We start from the raw sequence: 17964 nt of genomic DNA on the forward strand, positions 1-17964 counted from the left end.
AACCGCCGGAAAGCGGATTTGCGACTAGGTCTTGAGGCTGATTTCGGATGGGGCCGGGGGGCAGTGCGGCGGTGAATGTTAAGCAAACAAGGCTGAATGTTAAGAAACACGCCCTGAATGTTAAGCAAAAGCCGCTGAATGTTAAGAAAGCAAACCCGCGCCTTCCGGCAAGCAGATCCGTCTGTCTGCCGCCCGGACTTTCTTCCTAAACGTTATGGACGCTGACAGCGTTTTCATGCTACGATATTTAATAGAATAGTCTTGTAATTATGAATAAAAGGGGGAGTCGGGATGGTGGAAACGGTCATCGTAGAAGGAATTCGGACGGCGGTCGGACGGCGCAAGGGGGCGCTGTCGGGAACGCGGCCGGACGAGCTGGCGGCAGCGGTTCTCGACGGGCTCACGGAGCGGGCCGGAATCAGAAAAGATCAGGTGGAGGATGTGATCCTCGGCTGCGTGACGCAGTCGGGCGAGCAGGGCGGCAACATCGCCCGGACGGCGGCACTCATCGCCGGGTTCCCGGTCGAGGTGCCGGGCGTGACGATCGACCGACAGTGCGGCTCGAGCCAGCAGGCGGTCCACTTCGCCTCGCAGGCGATTGCGGCGGGCGACATGGACATCGTCATCGCAGGCGGCGTCGAAAGCATGACGCGCGAGCCGATGTTTTCGAANGCTCGAAGTTGTCGAACGGGTCGTCGGATGCGCCGAGGATGTCGGGGTTCCGGTCGTTCCATTTATGGTAGACATACCAGAGACCCGCAATCGCGATCAGGCCGATGAACGCCGGAATGTTGCCGATCGCGCTCAGGGCGCCGATGACGCCGAGCGCCGCCCAGCAGAACCGACCGAAACCGCTCTCGCTCTTCCGGTAGAAATGCCAGCCCGCATACATGACGGCCGCCGAAATCGCGAGGCCGATGATCGCTCCGAGGTTCGCCAGCACCGTGATGCCCGCGATGATGCCAATGGTGATGAGAAGAAACTTCTTCAATGTTGCCGCCTCCTTTCGTTGTATCTCTATTGTAGGACGGCCCCCGTTAAAACCGAACCGCCGGAAAGCGGATTTGCGACTAGGTCTTGAGGCTGATTTCGGATGGGGCCGGGGGGCAGTGCGGCGGTGAATGTTAAGCAAACAAGGCTGAATGTTAAGAAACACGCCCTGAATGTTAAGCAAAAGCCGCTGAATGTTAAGAAAGCAAACCCGCGCCTTCCGGCAAGCAGATCCGTCTGTCTGCCGCCCGGACTTTCTTCCTAAACGTTATGGACGCTGACAGCGTTTTCATGCTACGATATTTAATAGAATAGTCTTGTAATTATGAATAAAAGGGGGAGTCGGGATGGTGGAAACGGTCATCGTAGAAGGAATTCGGACGGCGGTCGGACGGCGCAAGGGGGCGCTGTCGGGAACGCGGCCGGACGAGCTGGCGGCAGCGGTTCTCGACGGGCTCACGGAGCGGGCCGGAATCAGAAAAGATCAGGTGGAGGATGTGATCCTCGGCTGCGTGACGCAGTCGGGCGAGCAGGGCGGCAACATCGCCCGGACGGCGGCACTCATCGCCGGGTTCCCGGTCGAGGTGCCGGGCGTGACGATCGACCGACAGTGCGGCTCGAGCCAGCAGGCGGTCCACTTCGCCTCGCAGGCGATTGCGGCGGGCGACATGGACATCGTCATCGCAGGCGGCGTCGAAAGCATGACGCGCGAGCCGATGTTTTCGAACATGGGGGAAGCGAAGCCGAGCGGACAGCTCACGTCCAAGCACGAAATCATCAACCAGGGGCTGTCGGCCGAGCGGATTGCGGAAAAGTGGGGATTCACCCGCAAGGAGCTCGACGAATACAGCGCAAGAAGCCATGAGCGTGCGTTCCAGGCGATTCGTGAAGGGCGTTTCAAGAATGAGATCCTCCCTATTGAAGTGACGGATGAAAACGGGGAGACGGTCCGGTTCGATACGGACGAAGGGCCGCGCGAAGGATCGACGCCGGATGTGCTCGGTGGCCTGAAGACCGTTTTCAAGGAAGACGGCGTCATCACCGCGGGCAACGCGAGCCAGATGAGCGACGGGGCCTCGGCTGTTCTCATCATGTCGCGCAGCAAGGCCGACGAGCTCGGGCTGAAACCGAAGGCGCGCATCGTCGCCCGCTCGGTCGTCGGCTCCGACCCGACACTCATGCTGACGGGTCCGATCGCCGCAACGGAGAAAGTCCTCGAAAAAGCCGGCCTCACGATCGGAGACATCGACACATACGAAGTGAATGAAGCATTCGCGCCCGTGCCGCTCGCCTGGCTGGCGGAAACCGGGGCGGATCCGGAAAAGCTCAACGTCGACGGTGGGGCGATCGCGCTCGGCCACCCGCTCGGCGCCACCGGGGCGAAGCTGCTCATCACGCTCATGAACCGGCTCGAGCGGACCGGCGGACGCTACGGTTTGCTTGCGATCTGCGAAGGAATGGGCATGGCGAACGCGACGATCATCGAACGGATCTGAACACAACAGAGACAGATGTCAGGGGGAAACAGGAATGGACATGAAGAACGTGAAGGCGATCGTCACCGGCGGGGCTTCCGGCCTCGGCGGTGCCACCGCCCGGCATATTACGGAATCCGGCGGGAAGGTCGCCATCTTTGATTTAAATGAAGAGAAGGGCCGCGCGCTCGCGGAGGAACTCGGCGGCGGAGCGGCATTCTTCTTCAAAACCGACGTCGCCAGCGAAGAAGACGTGCAGGAAAACGTCCGGGCCGCAAAAGAAGCGATGGGCGGACTGAACGCGGCGGTGAACTGCGCAGGCATCGGCACGCCCGGCAAGCTGCTCGGACGCAAAGGACCGCTCGCGCTCGACCGGTTCGAGCAGGTGATCCGGATCAATCTGACCGGCACATTCAATGTCATCCGGCTCGCGGCGGACGCCATGACCGAAAACGAACCCGGCGAAGACGGGGAGCGCGGCGTCATCATCAACACCGCCTCCGTCGCCGCGTTCGAAGGGCAGATCGGTCAGGTCGCCTACAGCGCCTCGAAGGGAGGCGTCGCCGCCATGACGCTCCCGATCGCCCGCGAACTTGCGGGCTACGGCATCCGCGTCATGACGATCGCGCCGGGGCTGATCAACACGCCGATGTTCGACGGATTGCCGGACGCCGCCCGAGAATCACTCGAGCAGATGATGCCGTTTCCGAAACGCCTCGGCCGCCCGGAGGAATATGCCCGGCTCGTCGAATCGATCGTCACGAACCGCATGCTCAACGGCGAAGTCATCCGCCTCGACGGCGCCATCCGCATGCAGCCGAAGTGAGCGGCGGAGACGGCGGGATGTGAACCCGCCGATGCGAACTTGCGTCACTCGGGCGCAAACTCGCGTCACTCGGAGGCAAACTCGCGTCACTCGGAGGCAAACTTGCGTCACTCGAACACCTGCCGACACGCGATGGAACAAACTCCGGACATAGAGAAAGCCAACACCGGAACCATACAGAGAAAGGGGGAGTGGCCTCATGCCGCGATACCGCTGGGAAACGGAAGAACATGAATTGTTCCGGGAGTCGCTCCGGAAGTTCCTTCAAAAGGAAGCGGAGCCCCGCTATGATCAATGGGAAAAGGACCGCCTCATCCCGAAATCATTCTGGAAACAACTCGGGGAGCTCGGATTCCTCTGCCCGCAGGTCGATGAAAAGTACGGCGGGCTCGGCCTTGATTTCAGCTTCGGGGTCATCATCGGCGAGGAAATGGAGCGGATCGGCGCGGGCCTCACCGGCGTCGGGCTCCACAATGACATCGTCGTGCCGTACATCGAAGCATACGGCACGGACGCCCAGAAGAAGAAATACTTGCCCGGCTGCGTAACCGGAGACCGGATCACTGCCATCGCGATGACCGAACCCGGCACCGGATCCGACCTTGCGGGTATCCGCACGACCGCGATCCGCGACGGGGACCACTACGTCGTGAACGGCCAGAAAACGTTCATCACGAACGGCATCAACGGCAACCTCGCACTCGTCGCCGTGAAAACCGACCCGGACGCCGAACCGCGGCACCGCGGCGTCAGCCTGCTGCTCATCGAGGAAGGGACGCCCGGATTCACGAAAGGCCGCAAGCTCGACAAAGTCGGCATGCACTCGCAGGACACGGCGGAGCTCTACTTCGAAGACTGCCGCGTGCCGGCGGACAATCTGCTCGGCGAAGAAGGGAAAGGCTTCCATTACATGATGGAAAAGCTCCAGCAGGAACGCCTCGTCGTCGCGCTCGCCGCACAGACCGCGATGGAAGACATGCTGCGGCTCACCGTCGACTACGTGAAGTCCCGTGACGCGTTCGGACGTCCGGTCGCCGCGTTTCAGAACACCCAGTTCAAGCTCGCCGAAATTGCGACCGAGACTGAGCTCGGCAAAGCGTTCCTCGAATCGCTCATCGCCGACCACCTCGACGGCAAAGACATCGTCACGAAAGTCTCGATGGCGAAATCCTGGATCACCGACACCGCCAAACGCGCAGCCGCCGACTGCATGCAGCTGCACGGCGGCTACGGCTACATGGAAGAATATAAAATCGCCCGGCGCTACCGCGACATCCCGGTCATGTCGATCTACGCCGGCACGAACGAAATCATGAAAACGATCATTGCGAAAAACATGGGCCTGTCGGGAGCCGGTGCCCGTTGAAGGAAACAAAAGAAATGCCCGGCACGTCCGGAATGTCCGCGCTTCCCGGCGGCCGGTTCCTCGAAGGCATCCGGGTCCTCGACCTGACATATTATTTACCGGGACCGCACGCCGCCTGGCGGCTTTCCGAAATGGGCGCGGACGTCGTGAAAATTGAGCCGCCCGGCGGGGAACCCGGCCGGACGCTCGGCGGCGGCATCGTCCATGAAGCGAACAACGCCGGAAAGAACATCCTCGAGCTGGACTTGAAATCTCCTGAGGGAAGGGCCGAGCTGGAGTCGCTCGTCCGGGGAGCGGACGTGCTCATCGAATCGTTCCGGCCGGGCACGCTCGGACGGCTCGGTTTCGGGGAGGACAGGCTTTCCGCGCTGAACCCCGGCCTCGTGTACTGCTCGATGACCGGCTACGGACAGGACGGCCCCTGCGCCCGCGCCGGCAGCCACGACCTGAATTACCTGGCGCTTTCCGGCATCCTGTCTCAGCTGGCGGATGAGGACGGCCGGCCCGTCCACCCGGTGAACACGATCGCCGACTTTGCCGGCGCCCTCGCCGTATCGGAAGCCGTCTGCGCCGTGCTCGTCCGGAAAATGAAAACCGGCAAAGGCGCCCGGCTCGATGTGTCCATCACCGATGTGCTCGCCGGATGGCAGGGCGTCCACCTCGCCTACGAAGCGGCCGGCTTATCGGACCGGGGCATCCCGGGCATCGACGGCAGCCTCGCAAGGTACGGGATCTACCCGACATCCGACGGCCGCCACGTCGTGCTCGCCGCACTCGAAGAGAAATTCTGGCACGCCTTCTGCGACCACGCCGGCCGGCCGGACTGGAAAGGAGGCGATGAACGCCGCGGCGGCCCGGTCCACACCGAAGTCGGCGATTACTTCCGGAGCCGACCGCACAAACACTGGCTGGACGTCTCGCTCGAAACCGACTTCTGCCTCACTCCCGTCCTGCGCCCGGGCGAACTGGAAAAGCACCCTCACTGGCGTGTGAAAAGGCCGGATGCGTGACGGCGGCGCGCTTTCTTAACATTCAGGGGAGTTTACTTAACATTCGGAGCGATTTGCTTAACATTCACGGCCCGTTGCTTAACATTCAGCTTTCCTCATCGTTCATCCCACCAAAAAAGGAGATGGATCCAATATGATGAAGACCCCGCTGCTCTTGAAGATGTTCGTGGACCGCGCGGAGCGGTTCTTCCCGGACAAGGAGATCATTTCGAAGACCCGGACGCAGACATACCGGATCCCGTACCGTGAATTCGCCAGCCGTAGCCGGAAGCTCGCGGACATGCTGACGAAGCTCGGCATGGAGCGGGGGACGAAAGTCGGCTCGTTCGCCTGGAACACGCACCGCCACCTCGAGGCGTATTTCGGAGTGCCGTGCGCCGGCGCGATCCTTCACATGATCAACATCCGCCTCTCGCCGGAGCACATCGTCTACGTCATCAACCACGCGGAAGACGAAATCCTGCTCATCGACGACGATCTGTTCCCGCTCATCGAAAAGATCGCTCCGCAGCTGAAGACGGTGAAGCATTTCATCGTCATGACCGACTCCGGCGAAAAGCCGGACACGCAGCTCGAGAACGTCCACTCGTATGAAGCCCTCATGGCGGAAGCGTCCGATGCGTTCGAGTTCCCGGATGACCTGGACGAAAACACGCCGGCCGGCATGTGCTACACGAGCGCCACGACCGGCAATCCGAAAGGCGTCACCTATACGCACCGCGGGCTCGTGTTGCACAGCTACGCGCTCGGACTCGCGGACGGCATGGGCCTGTCGGAGCGGGACACCTCGCTCGCGGTCGTCCCGATGTTCCACGCGAATGCATGGGGCATGCCGTTCGCGGGCGTCTTCTTCGGCACGACGCAAGTACTGCCGGGGCCGGGCGGATTCAATCCGGATGTGCTCCTCGACCTGATCGAAGAAGAGAAAGTGACGATCACGGCCGGAGTGCCGACAATCTGGCTCGGCGTGCTGAAAGCGCTCGAAAAGAAGCCGCGTGACCTGAGTTCGCTCCGGGCGATCGTCTGCGGCGGATCCGCTTCGCCGAAAGGGCTCATCCGCGCGTTCGAGGAGAAATACGGCGTGCCGTTCATCGTCGGCTACGGCATGACCGAAACGTCGCCGCTCGTCAGCCTCTCGAATTACACGACCGAAATGGAAAGAAAGCCGATGGACGAGAAAATCGATGCCCGCGCCACACAGGGCATGACGATCCCCGGCATCGACACCCGCGTCGTGAACGAAAACGGGGAAGTGCCTTGGGACGGGAAGACGATGGGCGAACTCACCGTCCGCGGCCCGTGGATCGCAGACGAGTACTACAAGGACGAGCGCACGGAGGACGCCTTCCGGAACGGCTGGCTCTACACCGGCGACATCGCCGTCATGACGCCGGAAGGCTACATCAAAATCACCGACCGGACGAAAGACCTCATCAAATCCGGCGGCGAATGGATCTCCTCGGTCGACCTGGAGAACGCCCTCATGACCCATCCGGACGTCTTCGAAGCCGCCGTCATCGCCATCCCGCACGAAAAATGGCTCGAGCGCCCGCTCGCCTGCGTCGTCCTGAAAGACGACATCGACCGCAGCGACGAGAAAAAACAGGAACTCCTCGACTACCTCGAAGGCCAATTCGCCAAATGGTGGGTCCCGGACGACGTCGCCTTCCTCGACGAGATTCCAAAAACCTCCGTCGGCAAATTCCTCAAAGCGAAACTGAGGGAGCAGATGACCGAGACGGTGTGAATGAAATTACAGCATGGAGATCGCTTAAGAGAAACCGGTTGTGCTCCCGGTGTGTTTGTCCCTGGAGTTCCGGTCTTAAGCCCGGGGTCTGTGGAAATAGGCCGAGTCCCCGCCCGTCCTATAAAGAAAAATGAAGAAGGAGTATAGGGGCCTATGTCCCTACACTCCTTCTTCATTTCCTATTTATTTTAATTCTTCAGGGATGAACCAGTAGTCGTCCTGGTTGTGCTCTTTCATATAGGCTTTAAATTCATCTGAGTGATAGGCATCAATCACTGCCTGAGCCCATTTGGAATCTTTGTTCGTTTGGTTGATGACAGCGACCAGCTCAAGGTCTTTCAGAACATCTTCCGGGAGCAAGCTCAGTGACGCGTCCATATCGGCGGCATATACCATGCTTCCCGGAATGACTCCGTACGCAAAGTCTTGAAGGGAACGTGGGATCTGTGCCGAATCCATTTCAACGATCTTCAGGTCGTACGGATTTTCTTTGATGTCCTGCGCGGTGGCTTTGACGAGCTCCACGTCATCATCCAGTTTGATCCAGCCTGCTTTCTGAAGAAGCGCGTATGCCCTTGCCGCATTCGAGGCATCATTTGGGATACCGACTGTATCGCCTTTTTCCACGTCATCAAGGGATGTCTTTTTCCCAGGGAAGATTCCTGCCGGCACGGTCGGAATCGGCGTGAGGCTGATCAATTCTGCATTTTTGTTTTCGTTGAAGTTTTTCATGTATGCCGTATGCTGGTCGACGTTCAAGTCTACGCCGCCATCAGCAAGCGCAACGTCAGCTTGTAGCAGATCCGAAAAATCGGTTGTCTTGACAGTGAAGCCCTTGTCTTCAAGGATAGGCTTGACTGCATCTAGGAAAAGCTCACTGTATGGTCCAGGCGAAGTGCCGACGTTGATAACCATTTTGTCTTTGCCGGATTCCTCATCGGCCTTTCCGCAGCCGGCCAGGTTCAGCAACAAGGCTGAAATCAATAATAGGATTGCAGTCAGTTTAAGTTTTTTCATCAGGATCCTCTTTTCTGATAGGTGATTATTCATGTCGTAATTTCTTTGCCAGCCGGTTGCCGAGGCTTTGGAGCAGCTGGACGATGATGACGAGGATGACAACAGTCAGGAAGATGACGGAAGTGTTGAATCGTTCATAACCATAAGTGATCGCCAGGCTTCCAATTCCGCCGCCTCCGATTGTTCCGGCCATCGCAGTGGCGCCGATGAGGCCGATGGTTGCGGTCGTTAATGCTAATATGAGGGAAGCGAGAGCCTCGGGGAACAGGAAGTAGCGAATGGTCTGGTAGGTGTTGCAGCCGAGTGACTTGGCAAGCTCTATGATCCCCGGACCGACATCAAGAACCGACGTTTCCACGAGACGGGCGATGAATGGGGCGATATAGAGGACGAGCGGCACAATTGCTGCGGTTGATCCATAGGTCTGCCCGACAATCAGCCGGGTCAGTGGTGTAACGGCGACGAGTAGAATAATGAATGGAACCGATCTGAATATATTGATGGTTGTGTTCAGAATGGCAAAAGCGCTCCGGTTGGGTTTGACCCCATTGCTTCTTGTAATGACAAGAAAGATGCCAAGGGGGACTCCGATGACCGTTCCGAGGAACAGAGAGACGAAAACCATATAAATTGTTTCATTGATCGATTGCATGATGAGCTCGGGTGATACGCTGCTCACAAAATCACCTCTTCAACGGAAATGGAAGACCCGGTCAACCGGTTATATAGACGATCGAGTTCCATTTCTTCTCCCCAGAACGCGATAATCATTATGGAGAGAGAGGTTCCCTGCAGTTCCGTGACATTGGCGAACACCATACTGGCTTCGAGATCAAACTCTCGTGCAAGCTCGAATAAAAATGAATCGGTTACCTGCTTTCCGAAAATCTTCATTTTATAAATCCGCGGCTTACGTTTATCTCTCTTTAGTTCTTCAAGAATACCGGCCGGAATCTCATCGTGGATCACCGTTCCCACAAATTCCCGGGCGGCGGAACTTTTGGGACTGCCGAACACATCAGGAACATTTCCGCTTTCGACGACTTTGCCGTTCTCCATGACGGCCACTTTATTGCAGATTTCTCGTATGGCATTCATTTCATGGGTCACCATCATAATGGTAATGTTTAACTCTCTGTTGATTTGTTTCAGCAACCGTAAGATGGAAAGAGTCGTTTTCGGGTCGAGGGCGGACGTGGCTTCATCACAGAGCAGAATCTCGGGATTGGTCACCAGTGCCCTTGCAATGCCGACCCGTTGTTTTTGTCCTCCCGATAACTGGCTAGGATAACTGTCCGCTTTATCTGCAAGCCCGACATAGTCCAACAGTTCCATCACCCGTTCGCGGATTGCTCTTTTGCTGGTCTTATTCAGTACAAGGGGGATGGCCACGTTATAGAAGATGGTTTTAGACTCAAGAAGATTAAAGTGTTGAAAAATCATGCCGATTCTCTTTTTCACTTTTGAAAGTTCATGAGCGTGGAGATTGGCTAGATCTTTTCCATTGACCACGACTTTCCCGCCGGTTGGCGTTTCGAGAGCATTAACCATCCGGAGCAACGTGCTTTTTCCAGCGCCGCTATAGCCGATTACTCCGAATATATCCCCCCTAACGATTTCCAACGAGACATCCTGCAAAGCGGTCACTATCGAGTTTTTGATTCGGAAGTCCTTTCGGATGTTTTCAAACTGAATCAAGGATATTCTCCTCCTGCTATGGATAAGCAAATCTTTAACATTTAAAATTCACTTAGCTGATAGGTTTTGTAGGGTTTAAAGTGATTATAACGCGGGGTTACAAAAAGTACAACCATGGACGAACAGGAAGAGAGAGGAGAAAGAATCCGGATACCGAAAGCACACGGAAGCTTAAAGCTAAGAGAAATGAAGGGCTTTACAGGAAACGAAATGTCTTCGTTATTCAAATAGGTGTATTTTGATATATTTTCACAGTATTTCGTATTGACTGTCATCCTTTAGCAGAGTAAATTAATAGATACTCGCGATTGCCGCAATGATTGCCGCAGTCCATTAAAGGAGTTGACAGACGTGTCCATCGCCACAGAAACTTCTGCAAAGAAAAAACGATTTAAATTCGAAGTTCCTCATCCATTTGCCATTTTGTTCACCGTCATTCTTCTGACGGCGCTGACCACTTATATCGTTCCGGCCGGTGAGTATGACCGGACGACAAATGCAGAGGGCCAGACCCTCATCGTGGACGGCTCCTACCACCAGATTGCGTCCAACCCCGCCGGCTTCATGGATATCTTCAATGCCATCCACGGCGGTTTGTCCGCAGCCGCCGGGATCGTCTTCTTCATCTTCATCGTCGGCGGTGCGTTCAACGTATTTAAGGAAACAAAGGCGATCGAAGGGGCGTTCGGCTCCGTCTCCGGGAAGCTGCAGGGCCGTGAAATGCTCATGATCCCGATTTTCATGATGTTCTTCGCCGCCGGGGGTGCCACAATCGGCATGTTCGAAGAAGCGCTTCCATTCATTCTCATCCTCGTGCCGCTTGCAATCATGATGGGCTTTGACTCCATGACCGGCGCTGCCGTCGTCATCGTCGGCGTTGCGTCAGGATTCACCGCTGCATTCATGAACCCCTTCACGCTCGGCGTTGCGCAGGGCATCGCCGAGCTTCCAACCTTCTCGGGCATGGTTCCCCGGATTTTCTTCTGGCTTGCCTATGTGGTCGTCTCGATTCTCTTCGTCATGCGGTACGCTGCAAAGGTGAAGAAAAACCCGGAGACGAGCGTGACGTTCGAAGAAGATAAAAAACGAGACATCGATAAGGTGTCCGTCCTGGATATGAAGTTGACGCGCAAACAGGGCATCACGCTGCTGATCTTGCTTGGGACATTCATCACGCTGGCGTATGGCGTGATCGAATACGGCTGGTACATCCAGGAAATTTCTGCGCTGTTCGTCATTATGGCGATCCTCATCGGCATCGTCAACAAGATGGGTGTCAATGGAACGACGATGGCATTCGTCCGGGGCTGCGAAGAACTGCTCGTCGGGGCGCTCGTCGTCGGCTTCGCCTACGGGGCGGTCGTCCTTCTGGATAACAGCAATACGATCGACACGATCCTCTACGGCATCTCGGGCCTTGTGTCGGGTCTCCCGTCGGTGCTCGCGGCCGGGGCGATGTTCGTCGTCCAGGCGTTCATGAACATTATCGTTTCGTCCGGCAGCGGGCAGGCGGCGCTGACGATGCCGCTCATGACGCCGCTTTCCGACCTGATCGGCGTCAGCCGCCAGACCGCCGTCCTTGCCTTCCAGATGGGCGACGGCATCACAAATATTTTCTCGCCGACGAGCGGCCTGCTTTTCGCGGCGCTTGCGATGGGCGGCATTTCCATTACAAAGTGGTTCAGATGGATGGCTCCGCTGTTCGTTATCCAGTTCATCATGGCGATCCTTTTCGTCACGATTGCGCATCTGTTCGTCTGGCCGGCCTGAACTGAAACCGGCACATTTTCACACCTCAGGAGGAATGCATCATGTTGGAACAACTGTACAACCGCTATGAACAGCTCCAGGACGAAATGGTCGCCATCCGCCGCGACCTCCATATGAACCCTGAACTTTCCCATCATGAAGAACGGACGCCCGCATTCGTCGCCGAGTACTTGCGCGGACTCGGAATCGACGTCCGCACCGGTGTCGGCAGCCGGGGAGTCGTCGGGACGCTGAAAGGCGGCAAGCCGGGCCGGACGATCGCCCTGCGCGCGGATTTTGACGCACTGCCGATCCAGGACGAGAAAGACGTTCCGTACAAGTCGACGGTCCCGGGCGTCATGCATGCATGCGGCCACGACCTGCACACCGCCACGCTGCTCGGCGTCGCCAAGGTGCTGTCGGAAGTGCGCGATGACATTCCGGGCACCGTCGTCTTCATCCACCAGCACGCGGAGGAAATCACGCCCGGCGGGGCAGCGGCCATGATCGAGGACGGCTGCCTCGACGGCGTCGATACGATCATCGGGGCGCATGTCATGTCCCACGAGCCGGTCGGCGGCGTGTATACGGTCGAAGGCTACTCCTCTTCCGCACAGGACGACTTTGAAATCACCATCTACGGCAAGGGCGGGCACGCCGCGTCGCCGCACACGACGGTCGACCCGCTCGTCACCGGCAGCCAGCTCGTCGTGAACCTTCAGCAGATCATCAGCCGCCGCGTGAATCCGATGCACTCCGCCGTCCTGACGATCGGTTCATTCCAGAGCGGCGAAACGACGAATGTCATCCCGGACAAAGCCGTGCTCAAAGGCACCGTCCGCACGTACGCGCCGGAAGCCCGCGATCTCATCGAAGAAGCGATGGAGCGCCTCACGCGCACGACGTGCGAAGGGAACGGCGCGGGCTATGAGTTCAAATACGTCCGCGACTGCCCGTCGATCTACAACGACCCGGACGCAACTGCCCGTGTCGCAAAAGTCGCCGCTTCCATTTTCGGCGAAGACCGGGTCCATGAGGGCGAACCGATGAGCGGGAGCGAAGACTTCGCCTATTACACACAGCACGTGAAAGGCACTTACTTCACTGCCGGCGGCGGTAATCCTGAAATCGGCGCCGAGTACCCGCATCACCATCCGAAATTCGACGTTGATGAACGATCGATGCAGTACATCGGCAAAACGTTCATCGGCACGGTGTTCGACTTCCTCGAAGAAACGGAGAAAACAGCCGAGCCTGGCGCGGCCGTCAACGCCTGACCCGCGTGAGCTGCGTAATCGTTCGATTCAAAAGCGTTATCATTCGATTCGAGCGGTTAATCGTTCGATTCGCAAAATCCGCCCATCAAAAAGCCGGCGGGGGACAGGTTCAACCTGTTCTCCGCCGGCTTTCTTTTATTCCATAAGCCCGTCGTGGATATTCTCGATATTGTATTTAAGGAAATCGAGGAATGTTGCGCCTTCCGAGCCCGGTTCGCCGAGTTCGTCCGAATAGAGTTCGTGGGCGATCGGGACGCCGGTTTCCTTCGAGACGGTTTCCATCGGACGGCGGTCGACGTTCGATTCGACGAAGAGGGCCGGGACATCGCGGTCACGGATGAAGTTCACGAGTGATTTGATCTGTGCCGGGGATCCGTTCTCTTCCGTGTCGATCGCCCAGATGTAGCCTTCCTCGAGGCCATAGCTTTTCGCCATGTATTGGTAGGCGCGCTCGCTCGTCACGAGGATCCGTTTCTCCTCGGGGATCTCGGCGATCTTGTCTTTGTATTCCTGGTCGATCTCATGGAGCTTGCTTAGCATTTCTTCCGCGTTCTTTTCGTATTCGTCCTGGTGGTCCGGGTCGACTTTCACGAATGCATCCCGCGCGTTTTCGACCATCTGGATGCCGACGTTCGGATCCAGGAATGCGTGCGGATTGACTTCGCCTTCATGGCCTTTCTGGTCGGTGATGTACAGCGGTTCGACGCCTTTCATGAGCTCGAACACCTTCGATTCATCAGTGCCGGTCGTGTCCAGCAGGCGGAAGAACCAGCCGTCCTTGCCGCCTTCGAGGTTCAGCCCGTTGTAGAAGAGCACATCGGCGTCGGATGTTTTCTTCACGTCTTCCGGAAGCGGTTCGTATTCGTGCGGAGCCGTTCCGATCGGCACCATGCTGTGGACGTCGACGCGGTCGCCGCCGACTTCGTTTGCGATATCGTAGAGGATCGAGAAGGTGGCGACGACTTTCAGCTTGCCGTCGTCCCCGCCTTCGGTGCCTCCGGATGCTCCGGAATCGTCCTTGCTGCCGCAGGCGCCGAGCGTGAATGCCGCGACGAACAAGAGAACCAGCGCCCCCCACAGTTTTTTCTTCACTTGAAAAACCCCTTTCTTATTCCTTTTTTTAGTTTTATTTACAGCGGAAAACACGAGAGGAGACGGATCGGCGAATGCCGCCGTCCGTCCCCAGCCGTGCGTCCCGCAGTTTCACTTGAAGTTCATTCGCCGTTTTGCATCGCCCTGCGGTTCCTCGTTGTGCGGATTCCGCGCCAGAGGAGCCCCTGCTTCGGAGAGAAGAACAGGGCGAGCAGGAAGATGGCGGTGGCCGCCAGCACGATGACCGCGCCGGACGGCAAGTTGTAATTAAAGCTGACGTACAGCCCGATCACCGCCGACAAGGCGCCGAACATGGCGGACAGGCCGATCATGACCGGCAGCCGGTCGGTGAGCAGGTAGGCGGTCGACGCCGGCGTGATGAGCATCGCGACGACGAGGATGATGCCGACCGTGCGGAGCGAGGCGACTGTGACGAGCGTCAGCAAGACCATGATCGCGTAGTGGATGAGCCGGTTCGGCAGGCCGAACGTCGCGGCGAGCGTCGGGTCGAATGTCGTGACGAGCAGTTCTTTATAGAACAGCACGACGGTGATGAGGACGAGCGCCCCGATGGCGAGCGTCGTCCACATGTCGGCAGAGCGCACGGCGAGCACGTTCCCGAACAGGATGCTCGTCAGGTCGACGCTGCTCGCCGCCTTCGCCATGAGGATGATCCCGAGTGCGAAGAACGCCGAGAAGATGATGCCGATCGCCGAGTCGTTTTTCACCCGGCTTTTCTCGGAGACGAAACCGATGCCGACCGACGTAAGCACGCCGGCGACGACGGCACCGTAGAAGTAGTTGATGCCGAGCATGTAGGAGATCGCGACCCCCGGCAGCACGGCGTGCGAGATGGCGTCGCCCATGAGCGACATGCCGCGGAGCACGATGAAGCAGCCGATGACCCCGCAGATGATGCCGACCATGACCGACGTGAACATCGCTTTCTGGAGGAAGCCGTAATTGAGGATATCCGAAATGAACCCGCTCATCGGCCTCCCCCTTTCTCGGTGAACAGACCGCCGAGTGTGCCGTATGCCCGGCTCATGATGTCCGGCTGGAGCACGTCTTCGGTCGTGCCGTATTTCACGAGTTCCCCGTTGAGGAGGATCAGGTCGTCGAAGTAATGAACGGCCTTCGAGAGGTCGTGGTGGACGACGAAGATCGTCTTGCCGCCCCTCCGGAGTTCTTTCAGAAGCCCGATGATGACGTCCTCGCTTGAAGCGTCGACCCCGACGAACGGCTCATCGAGGAACAGGAAGTCCGCGTGCTGGAGCAATGCCCGTGCAAGGAAGACGCGCTGCTGCTGGCCGCCGGACAACTGACCGATCTGCCTGTCGGCGAATTCTTCCATGCCGACTTTCCGCAGGCTTTTCAGCGCTTCTTCCTTTTCCGCTTTTCCCGGCCGGCGGATGAGTCCGAGCGACGGGTACGACCCGAGCAGGACCGTGTCGCGCACGTTGATCGGGAAATCCCAGTCGATCGAACTCCGCTGGGGGACGTACGCGATGTTTTTCCTCATTTCCTTGAGCGGGCGGCCGTTGAACCGGACCGTGCCCCGGTCCGGGTTGAGCAGTCCGAGAATCGCCTTCATGAGCGTCGACTTGCCCGCCCCGTTCGGCCCGATGATGCCGGTCAGCCTGCCGCCGGGCGCGGAGAAGCTGACGTCCCTGAGCACTTCCTTGCCGTCATACGAAACGCGGATATCGTCCACGTCAAGCGCTGTCGCCATATGATCACCTTTTTTCCGTCTAGTGTATGCAGAAGAATAAATAAGTTTCCCTCGCGCAACTTTTATCCTATTCTATATCCGTTTGTCTGAAAAGTAAACCGTTTCGGAGACGAAATTTCACGGAGAGCGGAGATGGGGAAACGAAACCCCGGCAAGAAGGGAGGACCGGCAACCGGTTGTATATAGTAAACTAATGAAAGAAGGAGGGATCCACATGCCGGCAGATATTTCGGGGAAAGACGCGGTCACGCGGGCGCTGACGGTGTACAACGACGGATTCGCGCTCGTCAAGGAGGAGAGGACGCTGCCTTCGTTTCCGGAGGACGGGGTGCTGCGCTATCTGGATGTGGCACAGCGGATCGAGACGGAATCGATTCTCGTGGACGGGGTCCGGATCCGCGAGCTGAACTATGAATATGACCTCGTGGACAAGAATAAGTTGTTGGAGAAGTACATCGGCCGCGAGCTGTCGATCGTCGACCGGGAGACCGGCAAGGCGCGGCGGTTCCGGCTGCTCAGTGCACAGAACGGCATTGTTGGGGAAGATGTGGAGACGGGCGAGATCGTGCTTGATCCGGAAGGTGAGATCCGGCTGCCGGAGCTTCCCGGCGGTCTGATCCTCCGCCCGGCGCTCGTCTGGCTCGCGTCGCCGGAAGAAAACGGGGACGGCCGGGTCCGGATGAGTTACCTGACGGGCGGGATGTCGTGGGAGACCGATTACGTGATCGGACTTCCCGCCGAGACGGGCGGCGAGGAGGAGTTCCGCCTGACGGGCTGGATGACGCTGCGCAACGAATCAGGCATGACGTTCGAGAACGCGAAGCTCCGCGTGATTGCGGGCACCGTCAACCGGGCGAGCTCTCCGTTCGACGCACGCATTATCCCTGAGCAGGTCCTCTATTCACAGGCGATGCCGGAACACGAGTCGTTTGCCGACTATCATATGTATACGGTGCCGCAACCCGTCACGGTGAAGGACCGCCAGCAAAAGCAGATCAAGCTGCTTGAGGCGGACGAGGCGAGGGGGCACATCGTGTATGAGGCGACTTATCACGACCGGAAGCCGGCGGTGTTCCTCGAGTTCCGCAACAGTGCAGAAAGCGGGCTCGGCTTCCCGCTGCCGAAGGGCCGGGTAAAGATGTACCGGGAAAATCCGTCGGACGGCACATCCGAGTTCATCGGCGAGGACCGGATCGGCCACACCGCGAAAGATGAGAACATCCGGCTTCTGATCGGCGAAGCGTTCGACGTCACGATCGATTCCGGAAGGGCCGACACCGAAAAGACCGGCCGCTATGAGGATGAAACATACGTATACGAAATCCGCAACGCCAAGGAAACCGGCGTCGACGTGCTCATCCGCCATGCCGTCCGGGACCGCCACTGGGAGATCCTCGACTCCAACTTCCCGGCCGAGCGCCGGTTCAATGAAGTGAGGATCCGCGCCCATGCGAAGGCCGGGGAAGAGACGGTCGTCCTGTTCACTCTCCGGTTCGACCGGTCGGTCACGGTGACGAAGGCCGACGAAGAATAAAATCTGCGGACGTCCCGGAACCATTTCCCCGCTCCCGCGTCTTTAAGGATTCGAGAACCCGTCCGGCGCGGCGGGCGCACTTCTTTTCTTTCTGAATCAAAATGGGCTGGAAGACCGGATTGCGCCGGCACGCGGCTTCTAGTAAACTGACTAAGAAAATCGGAGGAACCGGATGGAGAACTGGATCACCGGGGTGATGGCGGAGTTCGGGTATGCGGGTGTGTTCCTGCTCATCCTGGCGGAGATTGTGTTTCCGCCGATTCCGTCGGAGGTCATCCTGACGTTCGGCGGGTTCATGGCCGCGGCCGGACCGCTCACGAAGCCGATGGTCATCGCGGCGGCGACGGCCGGTTCGGTCGCCGGCGCGCTCGTCCTGTACGCGGCCGGGCGGATGTTCGATGCGGAGCGGCTCGGCCGCGGGGTCGACCGGTGGGGCCGCGTGCTCCGGCTG

Annotated in this window: 16 protein-coding genes and 1 pseudogene; 10 read left to right on the forward strand and 7 right to left on the reverse strand. The window is 58.4% G+C overall.

The genetic code is table 11. From position 1 onward, the window contains the following. Positions 1-291: 291 nt before the first annotated feature. A pseudogene (locus BN1189_RS06470) lies at positions 292-702 on the forward strand (beta-ketoacyl synthase N-terminal-like domain-containing protein); the annotation flags it as partial. Here BN1189_RS06470 and BN1189_RS06475 read toward each other — a convergent pair. Beyond that, a complete protein-coding gene (locus BN1189_RS06475; protein ID WP_441296265.1) occupies positions 623-1156 on the reverse strand; it encodes a lmo0954 family membrane protein in 534 nt (177 codons plus the stop codon). The pseudogene BN1189_RS06470 and the gene BN1189_RS06475 overlap by 80 nt on opposite strands. Before the next feature lie 181 nt (positions 1157-1337). Between BN1189_RS06475 and BN1189_RS06480 the strand changes: the two genes are divergently transcribed. The 5 genes from BN1189_RS06480 to BN1189_RS06500 all read left to right on the forward strand — a co-directional run bounded on the left by BN1189_RS06480 (position 1338) and on the right by BN1189_RS06500 (position 7414). Continuing rightward, complete coding sequence (locus BN1189_RS06480) at positions 1338-2486, forward strand: thiolase family protein (RefSeq protein ID WP_040226666.1); 1149 nt, start codon at positions 1338-1340, stop codon at positions 2484-2486. Between the two features lie 34 nt (positions 2487-2520). After that, positions 2521-3291 carry a 3-hydroxyacyl-CoA dehydrogenase gene (locus BN1189_RS06485; RefSeq protein WP_040226667.1) on the forward strand — a complete coding sequence of 257 codons (771 nt, stop codon included), beginning with the start codon at positions 2521-2523 and terminating at the stop codon, positions 3289-3291. A 199-nt stretch (positions 3292-3490) separates the two neighbouring features. Beyond that, the gene (locus BN1189_RS06490) at positions 3491-4657 is read left to right on the forward strand and encodes an acyl-CoA dehydrogenase family protein (RefSeq protein ID WP_040226668.1); all 1167 of its coding nucleotides are present in this window, start codon (positions 3491-3493) and stop codon (positions 4655-4657) included. Further along, positions 4654-5667 carry a CaiB/BaiF CoA transferase family protein gene (locus tag BN1189_RS06495; protein ID WP_257125391.1) on the forward strand — a complete coding sequence of 338 codons (1014 nt, stop codon included), beginning with the start codon at positions 4654-4656 and terminating at the stop codon, positions 5665-5667. Before BN1189_RS06490 ends, BN1189_RS06495 begins: the two co-directional genes overlap by 4 nt. 133 nt (positions 5668-5800) lie before the next feature. After that, entirely contained in the window at positions 5801-7414 is a 1614-nt protein-coding gene (locus BN1189_RS06500) for a long-chain fatty acid--CoA ligase (protein ID WP_040226669.1), read from the forward strand. 183 nt (positions 7415-7597) lie between these two features. Here the strand turns inward: BN1189_RS06500 and BN1189_RS06505 are convergent, their stop codons facing one another. The 3 genes from BN1189_RS06505 to BN1189_RS06515 are packed head-to-tail and all read right to left on the reverse strand — an operon-like array spanning position 7598 to position 10129. Beyond that, positions 7598-8431 carry a MetQ/NlpA family ABC transporter substrate-binding protein gene (locus BN1189_RS06505; RefSeq protein ID WP_040226670.1) on the reverse strand — a complete coding sequence of 278 codons (834 nt, stop codon included), beginning with the start codon at positions 8429-8431 and terminating at the stop codon, positions 7598-7600. 25 nt (positions 8432-8456) lie between these two features. After that, positions 8457-9083, reverse strand: coding sequence for a methionine ABC transporter permease (locus BN1189_RS06510; protein WP_040226693.1), 627 nt, complete (start codon positions 9081-9083; stop codon positions 8457-8459). A 23-nt stretch (positions 9084-9106) separates the two neighbouring features. After that, complete coding sequence (locus BN1189_RS06515; protein ID WP_040226672.1) at positions 9107-10129, reverse strand: methionine ABC transporter ATP-binding protein; 1023 nt, start codon at positions 10127-10129, stop codon at positions 9107-9109. Positions 10130-10480: 351 nt separating this feature from the next. On the opposite strand from BN1189_RS06515, the gene BN1189_RS06520 reads away from it, so the two are divergent. Continuing rightward, entirely contained in the window at positions 10481-11899 is a 1419-nt protein-coding gene (locus BN1189_RS06520) for a YfcC family protein (RefSeq protein ID WP_040226674.1), read from the forward strand. 41 nt (positions 11900-11940) lie between these two features. Further along, entirely contained in the window at positions 11941-13155 is a 1215-nt protein-coding gene (locus BN1189_RS06525; RefSeq protein ID WP_040226676.1) for a M20 metallopeptidase family protein, read from the forward strand. Positions 13156-13290: 135 nt separating this feature from the next. Here the strand turns inward: BN1189_RS06525 and BN1189_RS06530 are convergent, their stop codons facing one another. The 3 genes from BN1189_RS06530 to BN1189_RS06540 all read right to left on the reverse strand — a co-directional run bounded on the left by BN1189_RS06530 (position 13291) and on the right by BN1189_RS06540 (position 15979). After that, the gene (locus BN1189_RS06530; protein ID WP_069201956.1) at positions 13291-14247 is read right to left on the reverse strand and encodes a metal ABC transporter substrate-binding protein; all 957 of its coding nucleotides are present in this window, start codon (positions 14245-14247) and stop codon (positions 13291-13293) included. 122 nt (positions 14248-14369) lie between these two features. Next, entirely contained in the window at positions 14370-15239 is an 870-nt protein-coding gene (locus BN1189_RS06535) for a metal ABC transporter permease (protein WP_040226678.1), read from the reverse strand. After that, positions 15236-15979: a metal ABC transporter ATP-binding protein gene (locus BN1189_RS06540; protein WP_040226680.1), complete on the reverse strand. Its 744-nt coding sequence runs from the start codon at positions 15977-15979 to the stop codon at positions 15236-15238. Before BN1189_RS06540 ends, BN1189_RS06535 begins: the two co-directional genes overlap by 4 nt. Before the next feature lie 214 nt (positions 15980-16193). Here BN1189_RS06540 and BN1189_RS06545 point away from each other — a divergent pair, with 214 nt between their 5' ends. Then, positions 16194-17513, forward strand: coding sequence for a DUF4139 domain-containing protein (locus BN1189_RS06545; RefSeq protein ID WP_069201958.1), 1320 nt, complete (start codon positions 16194-16196; stop codon positions 17511-17513). 172 nt (positions 17514-17685) lie between these two features. Further along, positions 17686-17964 (forward strand): DedA family protein (locus tag BN1189_RS06550; RefSeq protein ID WP_040226682.1); only part of this gene is annotated, 279 nt, incomplete at its 3' end.

The organism is Bhargavaea cecembensis, assembly GCF_000826125.2.
GTDB classification, from domain to species: Bacteria; Bacillota; Bacilli; order Bacillales_A; family Planococcaceae; genus Bhargavaea; species Bhargavaea cecembensis_B.